We start from the raw sequence: 16,673 nt of genomic DNA, 5'->3' as shown, positions 1-16,673 counted from the left end.
CTTCCCGATGGATACGCAGAACCCTAACGTGCCCGCGCACGCCCACACCCGAGTTGCAGCAAAGAAGCACCCGAACCGGCGGCACCCCCACTCCGGCCTGGTCCACGACCACACCCGCCACACCACCCGCTTCACGGTGATCGGCAACCACCTCGCCCAGCACCCGGAGCTGTCGCTGCTCGCGATCGGGCTCGGCACGCACATCCAGTCCCTCCCGGTCGGCGCCCGCATCGACATCAAGACCCTCGCCGCCCGCTTCCCCGAGGGCACGACCCGCATCGCCGCCGCCCTGCGCGAGCTGGAATCCCACGGCTACCTGCGCCGCGAGCGCGTACGCGTCCCCGACGGCCGGATCATCACCCGTACGACTTCCTGCAACCAGCCAGGTCACAGCGGTACGGAGGCCCCACGCCCAGCCCCGAGGAAACGGACGAGGCCGCCCGGCAGCAAGCCCCTGCCCGCCGTACCGCAACCGGCCTGCCCCGCCCCCGCTCTCCTCCAGCAGGCCTCGGACCTCCTCGCCGGCCTCCGCCGCGAGGACCCCCGTCTCCTGCTCTCCGTGTGCGACACCGCCCACCTCGCCCCCGGCGTCGCCGCCTGGCTCGAACGCGACGTCACCCCGGCCGCCGTACGCCAGGCCCTGGCTGACGACCTGCCCCTGGAGCCCCTGGTCCGTCCAGTCGCCTTCCTGGCCCACCGCCTCACAGCCCAGCTGCCACCACCGCCCCCGTTCCGCGCTCCCGCACCACCAGCGTCCGTCCGACACCCCCTCCAGAACTGTGACGGCTGCGACCGGGCCTTCCGCGGTCCCGGCGGCGGCCGCTGCAGCGATTGCCGATCCGATTCCCCGTGAGGCCGCCCAGCATGAACGTGACGATCCTTGCCCTGGGCACAGGTGACGAGGAGCGAGCGCCATGACCATCGCCCCGGACAACGCGCGGCAGGGCGCCTCAGCACGCCGGACGGCCCCCGCTACGCCACACGCAAGGACTTCGTCTACGGCGAGGACGTGACCATCGCCGACTGGACCATCGCCACGGACGGCCTGCCCCTGTACCGGGACAGCGACACCCCGCAGGGGTGAGCCGCTGGAGGCGGCCGACACACAGCCAAGCCGACACAGCAAAAGGACCCGCACGACCGAAGTCGTACGGGCCCCTTCGAGCCACTCAGGTCAGTAGACCCTCAAGCCAGTCCGAAGACTCACTTGTTGATCTTGGTGACCTGGCCGGCGCCCACGGTCCGACCACCCTCACGGATGGCGAACTTCAGGCCCTCCTCCATGGCGACGGGCTGGATGAGCTCCACCTTCATCTCGGTGTTGTCACCCGGCATGACCATCTCGGTGCCCTCGGGGAGGGTCACCACGCCGGTCACGTCCGTCGTACGGAAGTAGAACTGCGGGCGGTAGTTGTTGAAGAACGGCGTGTGGCGGCCACCCTCGTCCTTGGACAGGATGTAGGCCTGCGCCTCGAACTCGGTGTGCGGGGTGACCGAGCCCGGCTTGATGATGACCTGGCCGCGCTCGACGTCCTCGCGCTTGATGCCACGAAGCAGCAGACCGACGTTCTCACCGGCCTGGCCCTCGTCGAGCAGCTTGCGGAACATCTCGATGCCGGTGACCGTGGTGGTGGTCTTGTCCTGCTTGATACCGACGATGTCGACGGTCTCGTTGACCTTGAGGACACCACGCTCGATACGACCGGTGACGACGGTGCCACGACCGGTGATCGTGAAGACGTCCTCGATCGGCATCAGGAACGGCTTGTCGACGTCACGCTCGGGCTGCGGGATGTTCTCGTCGACGGCCTTCATGAGCTCGAGAACGGAGTTGCCCCACTCCTTGTCGCCCTCGAGGGCCTTGAGCGCCGAGACCTTGACGACCGGCAGGTCGTCGCCCGGGAACTCGTACTCGGAGAGAAGCTCACGAACCTCGAGCTCGACGAGCTCCAGGATCTCCTCGTCGTCCACCATGTCGGCCTTGTTCAGGGCGACGACGATGTACGGAACGCCGACCTGGCGGGCCAGGAGCACGTGCTCCTTGGTCTGCGGCATCGGGCCGTCGGTGGCGGCGACCACGAGGATGGCGCCGTCCATCTGCGCCGCACCCGTGATCATGTTCTTGATGTAGTCCGCGTGACCGGGGCAGTCGACGTGGGCGTAGTGACGCGTCTCGGTCTGGTACTCGACGTGCGCGATCGAGATCGTGATACCGCGCTGGCGCTCCTCGGGAGCCTTGTCGATCTGGTCGAAGGCCGAGGCCTCGTTCAGCTCGGGGTACGCGTCATGCAGCACCTTGGTAATGGCGGCCGTGAGGGTCGTCTTACCGTGGTCGATGTGACCGATGGTGCCGATGTTGACGTGCGGCTTAGTCCGCTCGAACTTCGCCTTCGCCACTGGGGTCCTCCTGTGGAGTGGTTCTGGTACGCCTTACTCATCGGCGCCAGGTGATCTTTGCTGGAAAGCCCGGGCCCCGGGGCATTCTCACCATGATTGTGGCGGAATGCCCCTCAAGGCTCCGGAGTCAAGCCTACGGCGTGTAGACGCGGTGCGTTACTCGCCCTTGGCCTTCGCGATGATCTCCTCGGCGACGTTCCGGGGAACCTCGGCGTAGGAGTCGAACTGCATCGAGTAGCTTGCGCGACCCGACGTCTTGCTGCGGAGGTCTCCGACGTAGCCGAACATCTCCGAGAGGGGCACCAGGCCCTTCACGAGACGGGCACCGGCCCGCTCCTCCATGGCCTGGATCTGGCCACGACGGGAGTTGATGTCGCCGATGACCTCACCCATGTAGTCCTCGGGCGTGGTGACCTCGACGGCCATCATCGGCTCGAGCAGCACGGGGCTGGCCTTGCGGGCGGCCTCCTTGAAGGCCTGCGAACCGGCGATCTTGAACGCGAGCTCGGAGGAGTCGACCTCGTGGTAGCCACCGTCGATGAGCGTGACGCGGACGCCCGTCATCTCGTAGCCGGCCAGGATGCCGAACTGCATGGCCTCCTGCGCACCGGCGTCCACCGAAGGGATGTACTCCTTCGGGATGCGGCCACCGGTGACCTTGTTCACGAACTCGTACGCGGCGTCGCCGCCCTCGATCGGCTCGATCGCGATCTGCACCTTGGCGAACTGGCCGGTACCACCAGTCTGCTTCTTGTGCGTGTAGTCGACGCGCTCGACGGCCTTGCGGATCGTCTCACGGTAGGCGACCTGCGGCTTGCCGACGTTGGCCTCGACCTTGAACTCGCGCTTCATGCGGTCGACCAGCACCTCGAGGTGAAGCTCGCCCATACCACCGATGATGGTCTGGCCGGTCTCCTCGTTGGTGTGGACCTGGAAGGACGGGTCCTCCTCGGCCAGGCGCTGGATCGCGACGCCCAGCTTCTCCTGGTCACCCTTCGACTTGGGCTCGATGGCGACCTGGATGACCGGCGCCGGGAAGTCCATGGACTCCAGGATGACCGGGTTCTTGTCGTCGCTCAGCGTCTCACCGGTGGTGGTCTGCTTCAGGCCCATGACGGCGACGATGTCGCCGGCGCCCACCGACTCGATCTCCTCACGCTTGTTCGCGTGCATGCGGTAGATCTTGCCGATGCGCTCCTTCTTGCCCTTGACGGAGTTCAGCACAGCAGTGCCGGACACCAGGCGGCCGGAGTACACGCGGACGAAGGTGAGCTTGCCGAGGTGCGGGTCGCTCATGATCTTGAACGCCAGCGCGGCGAGGGGCTCGTCCTCCGACGGCTTGCGCGCGATGACCTGCTCCGGGTCCTTGACGTCGTGGCCCTCGATGGCCTCGACGTCGAGCGGGGTGGGCAGGTAGCGCACGACCGCGTCGAGCAGGGGCTGAACGCCCTTGTTCTTGAACGCGGTGCCGCAGAACACGGGGGTGACGGTGGTGCCGTCGCTCTTGCCGGACGCGATCGTGATGCGACGGATCGCGGCGTAGAGCTGCTCCACGGTGGGCTCGGTGCCCTCCAGGTACAGCTCCATCAGCTCTTCGTCGTTCTCGGCGACGGCCTCGAGCAGCTTGCCGCGGTACTCCTCGGCAGCCTCGGCGTGGGTGTCCGGGATGTCGACGGTGTCGTACATCTCGCCCTTGGTCGCCTCGGCCGACCAGACCAGGGCCTTCATCGTCACGAGGTCGATGACGCCCTTGAAGTCCGCCTCGGCACCGATCGGCAGCTGCATGACCAGCGGCTGCGCGCCCAGACGGTCGGTGATCATGTCGACGCAGCGGTGGAACTCGGCACCGGTACGGTCGAGCTTGTTGACGAAGCAGATCCGCGGAACGCCGTAGCGGTCCGCCTGACGCCACACCGTCTCGGACTGCGGCTCAACGCCGGCGACACCGTCGAACACCGTCACGGCACCGTCGAGCACGCGCAGGGAGCGCTCCACCTCGACGGTGAAGTCGACGTGACCCGGGGTGTCGATGATGTTGATGGTGTAGTCGTTGTCCTCGAGCGGCCAGTGACAGGTGGTGGCAGCAGAGGTGATCGTGATGCCACGCTCCTGCTCCTGCTCCATCCAGTCCATGGTGGCAGCGCCGTCGTGGACCTCACCGATCTTGTACGAAACGCCGGTGTAGAACAGGATCCGCTCGGTGGTGGTCGTCTTGCCCGCGTCGATGTGGGCCATGATCCCGATGTTGCGGACCTTGGCCAGGTCAAGTGAAGTGGTAGCCATAAGGCTTCAGTCTTCTCTCGGTCTCGATGTGGGTAGCGACTACCAGCGGTAGTGCGCGAAGGCCTTGTTGGACTCGGCCATCTTGTGGGTGTCCTCGCGCTTCTTCACAGCGGCACCAAGGCCGTTGGAGGCGTCGAGAAGCTCGTTGAGCAGACGCTCGGTCATGGTCTTCTCGCGACGGGCGCGGGAGTAACCGACCAGCCAGCGCAGCGCGAGCGTGTTGGCACGACCGGGCTTGACCTCGATCGGAACCTGGTACGTCGCACCACCGACACGGCGGGACTTGACCTCGAGGGTCGGCTTGATGTTTTCCAGTGCGCGCTTCAGCGTGATGATCGGGTCGTTGCCCGTCTTCTCACGCAGACCCTCCATGGCGCCGTAGACGATGCGCTCGGCGGTGGAGCGCTTGCCGTTCAGCAGCACCTTGTTGATGAGGGAGGTCACCAGAGGAGAACCGTAGACCGGGTCGATGATGACCGGGCGCTTCGGGGCGGGGCCCTTACGAGGCATTCTTACTTCTCCTTCTTGGCGCCGTAGCGGCTGCGGGCCTGCTTGCGGTTCTTGACACCCTGGGTGTCGAGCGAGCCGCGGATGATCTTGTAGCGAACACCCGGCAGGTCCTTCACACGGCCGCCGCGCACGAGCACGATGGAGTGCTCCTGCAGGTTGTGTCCCTCACCCGGAATGTAAGCGGTGACCTCGATCCCGCTGGTCAGACGCACACGCGCGACCTTACGCAGGGCCGAGTTCGGCTTCTTCGGGGTGGTCGTGAACACACGCGTGCAGACGCCACGACGCTGAGGGGAACCCTCGAGTGCGGGCGTCTTGTTCTTCTCGACCTTGTCCTGCCGGCCCTTACGGACCAGCTGCTGGATCGTAGGCACTACTTCTCCGGTTTCTGTGTGCCGAATGGTGAAGCTAACCTGGAACGTCGCCGACCCACGCGGTCGGGTGTGTCGAATCCCGCGGACTCCCGCCGCGAGGCAGAAAGAAGCGCAGATTGCGGTGGCCGGTAACAGCTCGCGATGCGGTTGATGGCACGCACGAGAGCCAGGGCACACCCCAGGCACAAGGTCTGAGCGTACCTATCGCATTCGCTGCGGTCAAAACAAATGGGCACCGCCCGCATCGATATGCGGGACATGTCAAGACCCCACGACCGTCCCCCGGCCGTTCAGCCCGCCGCGATGGACACCACCGTGAGCAACACCAGGACGAGTGCCCAGCCTGCCGTGGACAACCATCCGAGCACCAGCCCGGTCAGCGCGAGCCCGTCCCCCAGCTCGCCCCGGCTGCGGATCTCGGCCCGCGCCACGTGCCCCAGCACGACGGCCGGAATCCCGGTCAGCCCCATCGTCGGCACACACAGCAGCCCGCACACACCGGCCGCGACCGCCTTGCCGTTCGTCGGGGGCCGCGGCACCGGCAGGAACGTCCGCGACACGGGCACGGCACCGGCCGACTGCGGCACGGGCCCCTGCGGCAGATCCGCGACGAGCAGCGCCAGCTCCCCCACGGTGCGGGCCCCGTACGCCCGCGCCACCCGCTTCTCGAACTCGTCCCGCTCCATCCGGCCCTCGCCGTACCCGGCTCTGAGCACGTCCACAGCCCGCTCCCGATCGGCGTGCGAGGCGAGCATCGACGGGGCGCCGGCGCCCTGCCAGGGCTGCCAGGACGGATAGGGCGGCTGCGACACGGAGTACCTCCCCGGGAGCCTGAGTCCTTCCATGATGCGCCGAAGGGACGGTTCCGGCATCGGTGCACCCGGGCGAGGCGCCGTTCGTCAGCCACGCGGCCGAATCACGCCCGTTTCCTCCATGGTCGTTTCCAGTACGTTGACGCGAGTACGACGCCTGTAGAGGGCAGGCATCGGCACAGGTGAACGCGGGGGTCGGCGGAATGACCGGGGGGCAGGCACGCGCGTGGGACGACGACGGCGTCCCGTTCCTCGCCCGGCTGGAGCGGGAGGATCGCTCCGCCCTGCTCGCCATCGGACGCCCCCTCGGCTACCGGGCCCGCGGCGTCATCCTGCACCAGGACGAGCCCTCGGCCCACGTCCTGCTGCTACTGCACGGCTGGACCAAGGTCACGGCGATCGCGGCCAACGGCTACGAGGCTCTGCTCGCCCTGCGCGGCCCCGGCGACATCATCGGCGAGGGCGCGGCCCTCAGCGGCCGCGGCCGCTCGGCGACCGTGACGGCCCTGGAGCCGGTCGAGGCGGTCGTCATCGACCAGAACCGTTTCACCGTGTTCGTCTCGGACAACCCCCGGGTGGCCCTGCACCTGCTGAGCCTGTCCACGGACCGGCAGCGCTCGACCGACCGCCGCCGGCTGGAATGGGCCGCGCTGAGCGTGCGCGAGCGGCTGGCCGTCCTGCTGCTCGAACTGGTGCGCACGCACGGCAGCCGGACGGACGAGGGCATCGAACTCACCATCGGGCTCAGCCAGCAGGAGTTCGCCGGTTCCGTGGGCTCCTCGCGCGAGGCGGTGGCCCGGCTCCTCAAGGAGCTGCGGGACCGGCAGGTCGTCGCCACCCGGCGCCGCCGCATCGTCGTTCTCCGCCCCGACGTGCTGCGCCGCATCGCCGGCGACGCCTGCGCCTGACGCACATCCCCGCCCGCCGTTCCATGCACACGGTCACATTCCGTCCGTGTCATCGGCCCTCCGGCGCTCGCCCGCGACCCGCCATCGTGCTGGACGACGGACACCGACGTGCGAGAGGCAGCCATGACCGACCCCGTGTACCGCACGATCCTCCTCTTCGACATCGAGCAGTACGGCTCACGCGACGACGTGGAGCAGGCGTTCCTACGCCGCGTCCTGTACGACGTCGTCGACACGACCCTGCTCGACGCCGCCGTCGACGAGACGGCCCGGCTGCGCGCCGACCGCGGCGACTCCGTGATGGAGCTGATCGACACCGCGGTCCCCGTACCCGCCCTGATCAAGACCCTTCTGACCGAGACCCCGGCCCTGCTCCACAACAAGAACCGCCTCCTGGCGACCAGTGCCCGCATGCGGCTGCGCATCGTCCTGTCCTCCGGCTACGTCGCCGTCGACGAACTCGACGGCTGGGTCGGCTCCGACCTCAACCACGCGGTCCGCCTGCTGAACTCCGACCCCCTGCGCGACGCCCTGAAGCAGCGCGAGTCCGACTGCGTGCTGTGCGTGTCGGAAGGGATCTACCAGGGGGTGGTACGGCACGGCCCGCTGGGTGTACGGCCGGAGGAGTTCCACCGGGTGACGGTGGGGACGAAGGAGGGGCCCACGGTGGCTTGGGTGCACGGGGAGCCGGGCAGCACGCCGGCCTCCCCCGAAGCCCCCGCCGGTGCCTCGGGCCCGGACGCACCCGCCCCCCAGCGCTCCGACGTCCGCGTCCACGGCGATCAGTACGGTCAGGCGGGCGGCACACTCCACGGCGGCCAGCACTTCGACTTCACCGGCCGCGCCCGGGACGAGCGCCGATGAGCCAGGAGGAAACGGCGGCGGACGCGGCGAATCCGGCCGACGCGCAGGACGGCGAGAAGAAGCAGCGGGACGAGGCGGCCGAGGAACAGCCGAGGCAGGAGGCGTGGGCCGCGCGCCGGGACCTGATCGCGCACGCCCCGGACTTCGTCTCCACTCTCGTCGCCCGCGACCAGTTCGGCCAGGCGGGCGGCACGCACTACGGCGACCAGCACTTCCACTTCGGAGGCCGGGCCGAGGCGCCTCTTCCGCTGTCCGGGCCGATACCGCACGCGGAGATCGAAGAACTGAAGGTCGTCTTCCGGGGCTGCCAGAGCTTCGACGAGGCCCTGGAGCTCCTGCGGGACGACAGGCTCGTCATCCTGTCCGGCGGACGCGAGACAGGCCGCCGTACCGCCGCGCTGATGCTGCTGCACCGGCTGGGCGCCGAGCGGTTGCGCTCCCTGGATCCTCCCGCGTCGTTCCCGGCGCTGGCCGACCAGGTGGACTCCTCGGCCGGATACGTCCTGTGCGATCTGCCCGTCAGCCGGAACCGTCCCCTGCGCGAGGCCCAACTGCACCGTCTTCGCGAGCGGTTGGAGCGCGCCCACGCCCGTATGGTGATCACCGTCGAGCCCTCGGCGGCGCTGGGCGACCTGCCCTCCGTACGGTGGGAGCCGCCGTCGGCCGAGAACCTGCTGCACGCCCATGTCACACCGGCGGCCGGTGAGTCCGCCTGGCCGGAGCTGTGCGGACTGACGGCGGTGAAGGAGTTCCTCACCCGGCACCACCGGCCCGACGAGATCAGGCAGTTCGCCGTGCAGCTCGTCGCACACCATCGCGGCGAGGTCGACGAGGCGGAGCTCGCCGCCTTCGGCGAGACGGCCGTGGCGACCCAGGTGAACCGCTGGCTCACCGAGGAGAAGCCCGAGCTGCGCGACAAGGCGTTCCTCGTCTCCCTCGCCGTCTTCGACAAGGCGCCGTACGCGGTGACGGCCGAGCTCGCCGACGGCCTCTTCGTACGCCTGCACGACATCCAGGATCCGAACGTCCGGCCGTCCATTCCCGTCTTCGGCAGCTCCCGCGAGGAGCGGCTCCGGCTCGCGCACGCCGACGGCTATATGACAGCGGAGGTCACCGAGTGGGGTCCCCTGAAGGGCAGGTTCTGCGCCGCCTTCCGGGACGAGCGGACGGCTCCGATGCTGCTGGAGGAGGTGTGGAACCTCCACCCGTCCGCGCGCCCGGCCTTCGCGGAGTGGATCCGCAAGCTGGCCGATGACCGCCGCCCGCTCGTGCGGACCCGGGCGGCGTCGGCCGCCGCGCGGCTGGCCAGGGCCGATCTGTCGTCCGCCATGGCCCACCTCATCGAGCCGTGGGCGGACGGCCGTAAACCGCACGCCTGGCTGACCGCGGCCAACGCCCTCACCATGACCCAGCTGCTGGATGTGCCGGCCGTCTCCCGGATCCTGCACGACTGGTGCATCGGGGACGTCGAGAGCCGCCGCTGGACGGCCATCCGTGCCTACGGCCTCCTGGGACCGGTGCTCCACGAGGAGACCCTGGCGGCACTCGTGGACGCCATGCACCGGCCACCGCCCGCCGAGGCCGCCAGTGTCCAGGAGGACGGGGAGCCACCGGAGGAGGCCCGGCAGCTCGCCGACGCCCTCGAACTCCTCCTCCTCGCCGTACGGGACCCCGTACTGACCGCCCTGGACGAACTCCGCCGCACCGACCGCGTGGTCCGCCCGCACGCCCTGCTCGCCTTCCTCCAGGCCTGCCGGCAGACGAAGGACGACGACAGCGACCGCCCGCCCGTCCTCGCCTGGTACGCGCGGGCCGCGGCAGCCGAGGACCCGGCGGCCGCCCGGCAGCTGGCCGCGTTCTGGGACGCGCTGCTCACCGACCGGACCCACAACCCGAAGGCCCTCGGCGTCCTGCGCGGCTGGGTGCGCGGAGCCGACGACGACCCGGAGACGGAATCGGCCCTCGCCTCGCTGCTCGGCGCCCTCGTCACCACGCCCACCGACCGGCAGCGCGTCAGCCATCTGCTGGGCACGGTCCGCGACTCCAGGGGAGCCGTCACACCGGCCGCGGACCGGCTGAGCAAGCGCCTCGCCCTCGACTGACCCGCCTTCGGAGGCCGACCATGGAACACGACACCGACCCCGTCCGCACCGTCTGGCAGCTGCCACGCTTCCATCTCGGCGGCCGGCGCTTCATGGGGCGCATCGACCACGCCCTGGTGTGTGTGACCCGAAAGGGCGCGTACGAGACCTTCCCGCCGCCCGACCGTCCCACGTCCGTGCGGCGGTACGTCGCCGTGTACGAGGTGGACACGGACCCGCACGCCTTCGAGCTGACCGTGCCCCTGCCCAGCCTGGTCGACAGCTTCGAGTTCGAGGTCACGGCCGACGTCGGCTGGCGGGTCACCCACCCGGCGCTCTTCGTCCGCAGCCAGGAGCGGGACGTGCCCGGCCTGCTCACACGGGAGCTGCTGCCCCTGATGCGGGAGGCCGGCCGCCGTCACCCCATCGACGCGAGCGCCGAGGCGGAGCAGGCCGTGCAGCGGGCGGTGCGGGACGCGACCTCGCTGGGCCGCGCCCAGGGCCTGCACGTCACCTGTTCCATACGCCTGCGCCGGGACGCCACCGAGCGATCCCACCAGGACCGCCTGCGGACCGCCCGGCACGAGGTGGAGGCCGCGCAGCCGGAGCACGAGGCGACCCGGCTCCGTGACACGTACGAGGCCGAGCGCAGGGCCGAACAGATCAGGTTCTACCAACTCACCCTGGCCAGGGGCGGCACCGCCGCACTCGCCCTGCACCTGGCGGCACACCCCGACGAGACCCGGCTCGTCCTGGAACACCTCCAGTCAGGCCAGAACAGGCTGCTGGACACCCAGGTGAACCTGATCAACCAGGCCTTGGACAACAAGCAGTTGGAGGGCTACCAGCTCGATGAGCCCCACAAGCTCATCGCCGAGCGGATGAAGGCCATCCTGCGGACCACGGACCCGTCCGCCCCGCCCGAGGACGACCCGGAGTCCGGCACATGACCCCCTCGGACGACTCCGCGGTGCGGGCGGGCACCCAGCTGCTCGCCGACCTCCGCGGTGAGATCGCCCGTGCCGACGCCAAGGCCACCGTGCTCGTGGGCGCGCTCGGCATCTCGGGGGGCATGCTCGCCGCGCTCCTGACCCAGCGCGGCTGGACTCCCGACCGGCTTCCGGCGCCCGCCGCCGTGCTGTGGTGGGCCGGGGCGGCGGCCCTGGTCGTCGCGCTGTTCGCCCTGCTGCTGGCGGTCACGCCCCGCTACCGGGGCAGCCGTTGGACGCCCGGCAGCCCGCTCACGTACTTCGGCGACGTACGACGAGCCGCACGCGAGGGACGGCTCACCACGGCCCTCGCGGACACGGGCCGCGACCCCGCTCGTGGCCTTCTGCTCGCCCTCGCCGAGACGAGCGGCATCGCCGCCCGCAAGCACTTCTGGATCCGGACCGGACTGCTCTCGTTCGGCTGCGCGGCGGTCCTGCTGCCCGGATCGATGCTCCTCGCCTGAACCTCGCCGCTCTGTTCCCCGCACGGGAAGGAAGGCCCCTACCCATGTCCTCACCGGTCCCCGACGACGACCTCCCCCGCCGCCCCGGCCGTGTCCACATAGCCGCCCGCCGGCGCGGGGCGGACCTCACCGCCCTCGGCTCGCTGGCGCTGCACCTCCCCCACGTCACCGCCAGCCTGGCCGTCGTCTTCGTCGTGTCGTACGCCCTGGGCCACCTGAGCGATCTGCCCTGGTGGCTTCTCTTCGGCTGCTGGGTCCTGAGCGGGGCCCTGGTCTTCCACCGGCCGTGCGAGCGGCTCCTGGCCCGGTGGCTGTTCGGCCTGCGCTACCCCACGCCGGAGGAGGACGGGCGACTGCGGCCCGTCTGGCGCGAGGTGACCGCCCGGGCCGGAGTGGACGCGGGCGCCTATCAGCTCTGGATGGAGGAGAGCGACGAGATCAACGCCCTGGCGGCGGCCGGGCACATCGTCGGCGTCACCCGTCACTCGCTGCGGACCCTGACGCCCGCCCAGCTCGCCGGCGTCCTCGCCCACGAACTGGGACATCACACGCGGGGACACGCGTGGTCCTCACTGCTGTCCCTCTGGTACGCGCTGCCGGCCCGGCTCACCTGGCGGCTGCTGCTCCGGTCGGCCACACGGCTCGACCGGCTCCCGACAGGTGCGGCCGCCGTGGTGATCGGCGTGGCCGGGGCCACCCTGATCGCGCTGGCGACCGCCACGTACGGGCTGATCTTCCTGCCGCTGGCGACGCCCTACCTGGTGGCCGCGGTCTCCCGGCGGTCCGAGCTGCGGGCCGACGAGCACGCGGCGGGGCTCGGCTTCGCGCCCCAGCTGATGGCCGTACTGCACCAGGAGCGCGAACGGGAGGCCACGGCCACCGCCCCGGGTCTCGCCTTCAACAAGGGCGGAATGATCGCGCGGCTCCTCGACTCGCACCCCGACGTCCACACCCGGCTGCACCGCTTGCAGGCCCATCTGGACAACCGGCGCTGACACGCCGAAGGGCGGCCACCCCAAGGTGACCGCCCTCGACTCAAGCGACTCGCTTACTGGTTGTACGGACCGTAGTCGTAGTCCTCCAGCGGAACGGCCTGGCCGGAGCCCGTGCCGAACGGCGAGTAGTCGATGTCGTCGTAGCCGACGGCCGAGTACATCGCGGCCTTGGCCTCCTCGGTCGGCTCGACCCGGATGTTGCGGTAGCGGGACAGACCCGTACCGGCCGGGATGAGCTTACCGATGATGACGTTCTCCTTGAGGCCGATGAGGCTGTCGGACTTGGCGTTGATCGCCGCGTCCGTCAGAACTCGGGTCGTCTCCTGGAAGGAGGCGGCCGACAGCCAGGATTCCGTCGCCAGCGAGGCCTTGGTGATACCCATCAGCTGCGGACGACCGGAGGCCGGGTGACCGCCCTCCTGGACCACACGACGGTTCTCGGTCTCGAACTTCGAGCGCTCGACCAGCTCGCCGGGCAGCAGCTCGGCGTCGCCGGACTCGATGATCGTCACGCGGCGGAGCATCTGCCGGATGATGATCTCGATGTGCTTGTCGTGGATCGACACACCCTGCGAGTTGTAGACCTTCTGGACCTCGCCGACCAGGTGGACCTGGACGGCACGCTGACCCAGAATGCGCAGCACGTCGTGCGGGTTGGTGGCACCCACGGTGAGCTTCTGGCCCACCTCGACGTGCTCGCCCTCGCTGACCAGGAGCCGGGCACGCTTCGAGATCGGGAACGCCGTCTCGTCGCTGCCGTCGTCCGGGGTGACAACGAGCTTCTTGGTCTTCTCGGTCTCCTCGATCCGCACGCGGCCGGAGGCCTCGGAGATCGGGGCGACACCCTTCGGGGTACGGGCCTCGAAGAGCTCGACGACACGCGGCAGACCCTGGGTGATGTCGTCACCGGCCACACCACCGGTGTGGAAGGTACGCATCGTCAGCTGGGTGCCGGGCTCACCGATGGACTGGGCGGCGATGATGCCGACCGCCTCACCGATGTCGACCAGCTTGCCGGTGGCCAGCGAACGGCCGTAGCACATGGCGCAGGTGCCGACGTGCGACTCGCAGGTCAGGATCGAGCGGGTCTTGACCTCCTCGACACCGTGGTGCACGAGCTGGTCGATGAGCACATCGCCCAGGTCCACGTTGGCCGGCGCGATCACCTTGCCGTCGATGACGACGTCCTGGGCGAGCATGCGGGCGTAGACGCTGGTCTCGACGTCCTCGGCCTTGCGCAGGACACCGGTCTCGTCCTTCGAGGCGATCCGCAGCTTCAGACCGCGCTCGGTGCCGCAGTCCTCCTCGCGGATGATGACGTCCTGGGAGACGTCGACCAGACGACGGGTCAGGTAACCCGAGTCGGCGGTACGCAGAGCGGTGTCCGCCAGACCCTTACGGGCACCGTGCGTGGAGATGAAGTACTCCAGCACGGACAGACCCTCACGGAACGACGCCTTGATCGGACGCGGGATCGTCTCGTTCTTCGCGTTCGACACCAGACCACGCATACCGGCGATCTGACGCATCTGCATCATGTTGCCTCGTGCACCCGAGTTCACCATCATGAAGATCGGGTTGGTCTTCGGGAAGTTGTCGTTCATCGCCTCGGCGACCTCGTTGGTCGCCTTGGTCCAGATCGCGATGAGCTCCTGCGTGCGCTCGTCCTTGGTGATCAGACCGCGCTCGTACTGCTTCTGGACCTTCTCGTCCTGCGCCTCGTACCCGCGGACGATCTCCTTCTTCGCCTCGGGAACGACGACGTCGGAGATGGCCACGGTCACGCCGGAACGGGTCGCCCAGTAGAAGCCGGCCGCCTTCAGGTTGTCGAGCGTCGCCGCCACGATGACCTTGGGGTAGCGCTCGGCGAGGTCGTTGACGATCTCGGAGAGCTGCTTCTTGCCGACCTCGTAGTCGACGAACGGGTAGTCCTCGGGCAGCAGCTCGTTGAAGAGCGCGCGGCCCAGGGTGGTGTTCAGCCGGAAGCTGTCACCCTGCTGCCACTCGGGCTCGCCCTCCTCACGCGCCGGCGGCATCCAGCCACGCGGCGGGATGGTGCCCACCGGGAAGCGGACGTCGATCTTCGACTGGAGCGACAGCTCGCCCGCGTCGAAGGCCATGATCGCCTCGGCGACCGAGGCGAAGGAACGGCCCTCGCCCTTGAGGTCGCGCATCTCGCCGTCGGTGGTGAGGAAGAACAGACCGAGGACCATGTCCTGGGTCGGCATCGTCACCGGACGGCCGTCGGCGGGCTTGAGGATGTTGTTCGAGGACAGCATCAGGATGCGGGCCTCGGCCTGCGCCTCCGCGGAGAGCGGCAGGTGGACGGCCATCTGGTCACCGTCGAAGTCCGCGTTGAACGCGGTGCAGACGAGCGGGTGGATCTGAATGGCCTTGCCCTCGACCAGCTGCGGCTCGAAGGCCTGGATGCCGAGGCGGTGCAGCGTGGGCGCACGGTTCAGCAGAACCGGGTGCTCCGCGATGACCTCTTCCAGCACGTCGTACACGACCGTGCGGCCGCGCTCGACCATGCGCTTGGCGCTCTTGATGTTCTGCGCGTGGTTCAGGTCGACCAGGCGCTTCATCACGAACGGCTTGAAGAGCTCCAGCGCCATGGCCTTCGGCAGACCGCACTGGTGCAGCTTCAGCTGCGGACCGACGACGATCACGGAACGCGCGGAGTAGTCCACACGCTTACCGAGCAGGTTCTGACGGAAGCGGCCCTGCTTACCCTTCAGCATGTCGCTGAGGGACTTCAGCGGGCGGTTGCCGGGACCGGTGACCGGACGGCCACGACGGCCGTTGTCGAACAGCGCGTCGACGGCCTCCTGGAGCATGCGCTTCTCGTTGTTCACGATGATCTCGGGCGCACCGAGGTCGAGAAGGCGCTTCAGGCGGTTGTTCCGGTTGATCACACGGCGGTACAGGTCGTTCAGGTCGGAGGTCGCGAAGCGGCCACCGTCCAGCTGCACCATCGGGCGAAGGTCCGGCGGGATGACCGGCACGCAGTCGAGCACCATGCCCTTGGGGCTGTTGCTGGTCTGCAGGAACGCGGAGACGACCTTCAGGCGCTTGAGCGCACGGGTCTTCTTCTGGCCCTTGCCGGTGCGGATGATCTCGCGGAGCTTCTCGGCCTCCTCGTCGAGGTCGAAGGACTCCAGGCGCTTCTGCAGCGCCGCGGCACCCATCGAGCCGTCGAAGTACGTGCCGAAGCGGTCACGCAGCTCGCGGTAGAGCAGCTCGTCGCCCTCGAGGTCCTGGACCTTGAGGTTCTTGAAGCGGTTCCACACCTCGTCGAGCCGGTCGATCTCGCGCTGCGCACGGTCACGCAGCTGCTTCATCTCGCGCTCGGCACCCTCGCGCACCTTGCGGCGCACGTCGGCCTTGGCGCCCTCGGCCTCCAGCTCGGCCAGGTCGGTCTCGAGCTTCTTGGCCCGGGCCTCCAGGTCGGCGTCGCGGCGCTGCTCGACCTGCTGGCGCTCGACGGAGACGTGGGCCTCCAGCGAGGGCAGGTCGCGCGTACGGCGCTCCTCGTCGACGTACGTGATCATGTACGCCGCGAAGTAGATGACCTTCTCGAGGTCCTTGGGAGCCAGGTCGAGCAGGTAGCCCAGACGCGACGGGACGCCCTTGAAGTACCAGATGTGCGTGACGGGCGCGGCCAGCTCGATGTGGCCCATCCGCTCACGACGCACCTTGGCGCGGGTGACCTCGACGCCACAGCGCTCACAGATGATGCCCTTGAAGCGGACGCGCTTGTACTTGCCGCAGTAGCACTCCCAGTCCCGGGTCGGACCGAAGATCTTCTCGCAGAAGAGTCCGTCCTTTTCGGGCTTGAGGGTGCGGTAGTTGATGGTCTCGGGCTTCTTGACCTCGCCGTGGCTCCACTGACGGATGTCGTCAGCGGTAGCCAGACCGATCCGGAGCTCGTCGAAGAAGTTGACGTCGAGCACTATGCGTCAATCCCTCTCAGGGTTGTAAGTCATGGGGTCTGAT

At 68.9% G+C, this 16,673-nt stretch carries 13 protein-coding genes and 1 pseudogene; 8 read left to right on the top strand and 6 right to left on the bottom strand.

From position 1 onward, the window contains the following. Window positions 1-7: 7 nt before the first annotated feature. Both OHU35_RS25830 and OHU35_RS25825 read left to right on the top strand, forming a co-directional pair. Window positions 8-853, top strand: a complete 846-nt coding sequence (locus OHU35_RS25830) for a helix-turn-helix domain-containing protein (protein ID WP_359887268.1) — start codon at window positions 8-10, stop codon at window positions 851-853. Window positions 854-952: 99 nt separating this feature from the next. Continuing rightward, window positions 953-1,084 (top strand): annotated as a pseudogene (locus OHU35_RS25825) (Uma2 family endonuclease); the annotation flags it as partial. 119 nt (window positions 1,085-1,203) lie between these two features. On the opposite strand, the gene tuf reads toward OHU35_RS25825, so the two are convergent. The 5 genes from tuf to OHU35_RS25800 form a co-directional block, all read right to left on the bottom strand. Next, complete coding sequence (gene tuf / locus OHU35_RS25820; protein ID WP_189728731.1) at window positions 1,204-2,397, bottom strand: elongation factor Tu; 1,194 nt, start codon at window positions 2,395-2,397, stop codon at window positions 1,204-1,206. Window positions 2,398-2,553: 156 nt separating this feature from the next. After that, a complete protein-coding gene (gene fusA / locus OHU35_RS25815; RefSeq protein ID WP_189728729.1) occupies window positions 2,554-4,680 on the bottom strand; it encodes an elongation factor G in 2,127 nt (708 codons plus the stop codon). A gap of 39 nt (window positions 4,681-4,719) precedes the next feature. Further along, window positions 4,720-5,190, bottom strand: coding sequence for a 30S ribosomal protein S7 (rpsG, locus tag OHU35_RS25810; protein WP_003992340.1), 471 nt, complete (start codon window positions 5,188-5,190; stop codon window positions 4,720-4,722). Window positions 5,191-5,192: 2 nt separating this feature from the next. Next, window positions 5,193-5,564 carry a 30S ribosomal protein S12 gene (rpsL, locus tag OHU35_RS25805; RefSeq protein ID WP_003948652.1) on the bottom strand — a complete coding sequence of 124 codons (372 nt, stop codon included), beginning with the start codon at window positions 5,562-5,564 and terminating at the stop codon, window positions 5,193-5,195. A 290-nt stretch (window positions 5,565-5,854) separates the two neighbouring features. Beyond that, a complete protein-coding gene (locus OHU35_RS25800) occupies window positions 5,855-6,376 on the bottom strand; it encodes a DUF1707 and DUF4190 domain-containing protein (protein ID WP_229873335.1) in 522 nt (173 codons plus the stop codon). Window positions 6,377-6,579: 203 nt separating this feature from the next. Between OHU35_RS25800 and OHU35_RS25795 the strand changes: the two genes are divergently transcribed. From OHU35_RS25795 to OHU35_RS25770, 6 genes are all read left to right on the top strand, one after another. Continuing rightward, complete coding sequence (locus OHU35_RS25795; protein WP_189728727.1) at window positions 6,580-7,284, top strand: Crp/Fnr family transcriptional regulator; 705 nt, start codon at window positions 6,580-6,582, stop codon at window positions 7,282-7,284. A gap of 123 nt (window positions 7,285-7,407) precedes the next feature. Then, window positions 7,408-8,148 carry a hypothetical protein gene (locus tag OHU35_RS25790; protein ID WP_189728725.1) on the top strand — a complete coding sequence of 247 codons (741 nt, stop codon included), beginning with the start codon at window positions 7,408-7,410 and terminating at the stop codon, window positions 8,146-8,148. Then, window positions 8,145-10,250, top strand: a complete 2,106-nt coding sequence (locus tag OHU35_RS25785) for a hypothetical protein (protein ID WP_189728723.1) — start codon at window positions 8,145-8,147, stop codon at window positions 10,248-10,250. The genes OHU35_RS25790 and OHU35_RS25785 overlap by 4 nt, the downstream gene beginning before the upstream one ends. Before the next feature lie 20 nt (window positions 10,251-10,270). Further along, the gene (locus OHU35_RS25780; protein WP_405507043.1) at window positions 10,271-11,179 is read left to right on the top strand and encodes a hypothetical protein; all 909 of its coding nucleotides are present in this window, start codon (window positions 10,271-10,273) and stop codon (window positions 11,177-11,179) included. Continuing rightward, window positions 11,176-11,682 carry a Pycsar system effector family protein gene (locus OHU35_RS25775; RefSeq protein ID WP_405507042.1) on the top strand — a complete coding sequence of 169 codons (507 nt, stop codon included), beginning with the start codon at window positions 11,176-11,178 and terminating at the stop codon, window positions 11,680-11,682. The genes OHU35_RS25780 and OHU35_RS25775 overlap by 4 nt, the downstream gene beginning before the upstream one ends. A gap of 44 nt (window positions 11,683-11,726) precedes the next feature. Beyond that, window positions 11,727-12,677 (top strand): M48 family metalloprotease, encoded by a 951-nt coding sequence (locus OHU35_RS25770; RefSeq protein ID WP_359887281.1) that lies wholly within the window; start codon window positions 11,727-11,729, stop codon window positions 12,675-12,677. Between the two features lie 53 nt (window positions 12,678-12,730). Here the strand turns inward: OHU35_RS25770 and OHU35_RS25765 are convergent, their stop codons facing one another. Further along, window positions 12,731-16,630, bottom strand: coding sequence for a DNA-directed RNA polymerase subunit beta' (locus OHU35_RS25765; RefSeq protein WP_189728717.1), 3,900 nt, complete (start codon window positions 16,628-16,630; stop codon window positions 12,731-12,733). Between the last annotated feature and the right edge of the window lie 43 nt (window positions 16,631-16,673).

It is taken from the genome of Streptomyces purpurascens, assembly GCF_045040895.1.
Taxonomy (GTDB): Bacteria; Actinomycetota; Actinomycetes; order Streptomycetales; family Streptomycetaceae; genus Streptomyces; species Streptomyces purpurascens.
The sequence above is the reverse complement of the archived record's forward strand: the minus strand, read 5'-3'. Positions and strand labels throughout refer to the sequence as shown.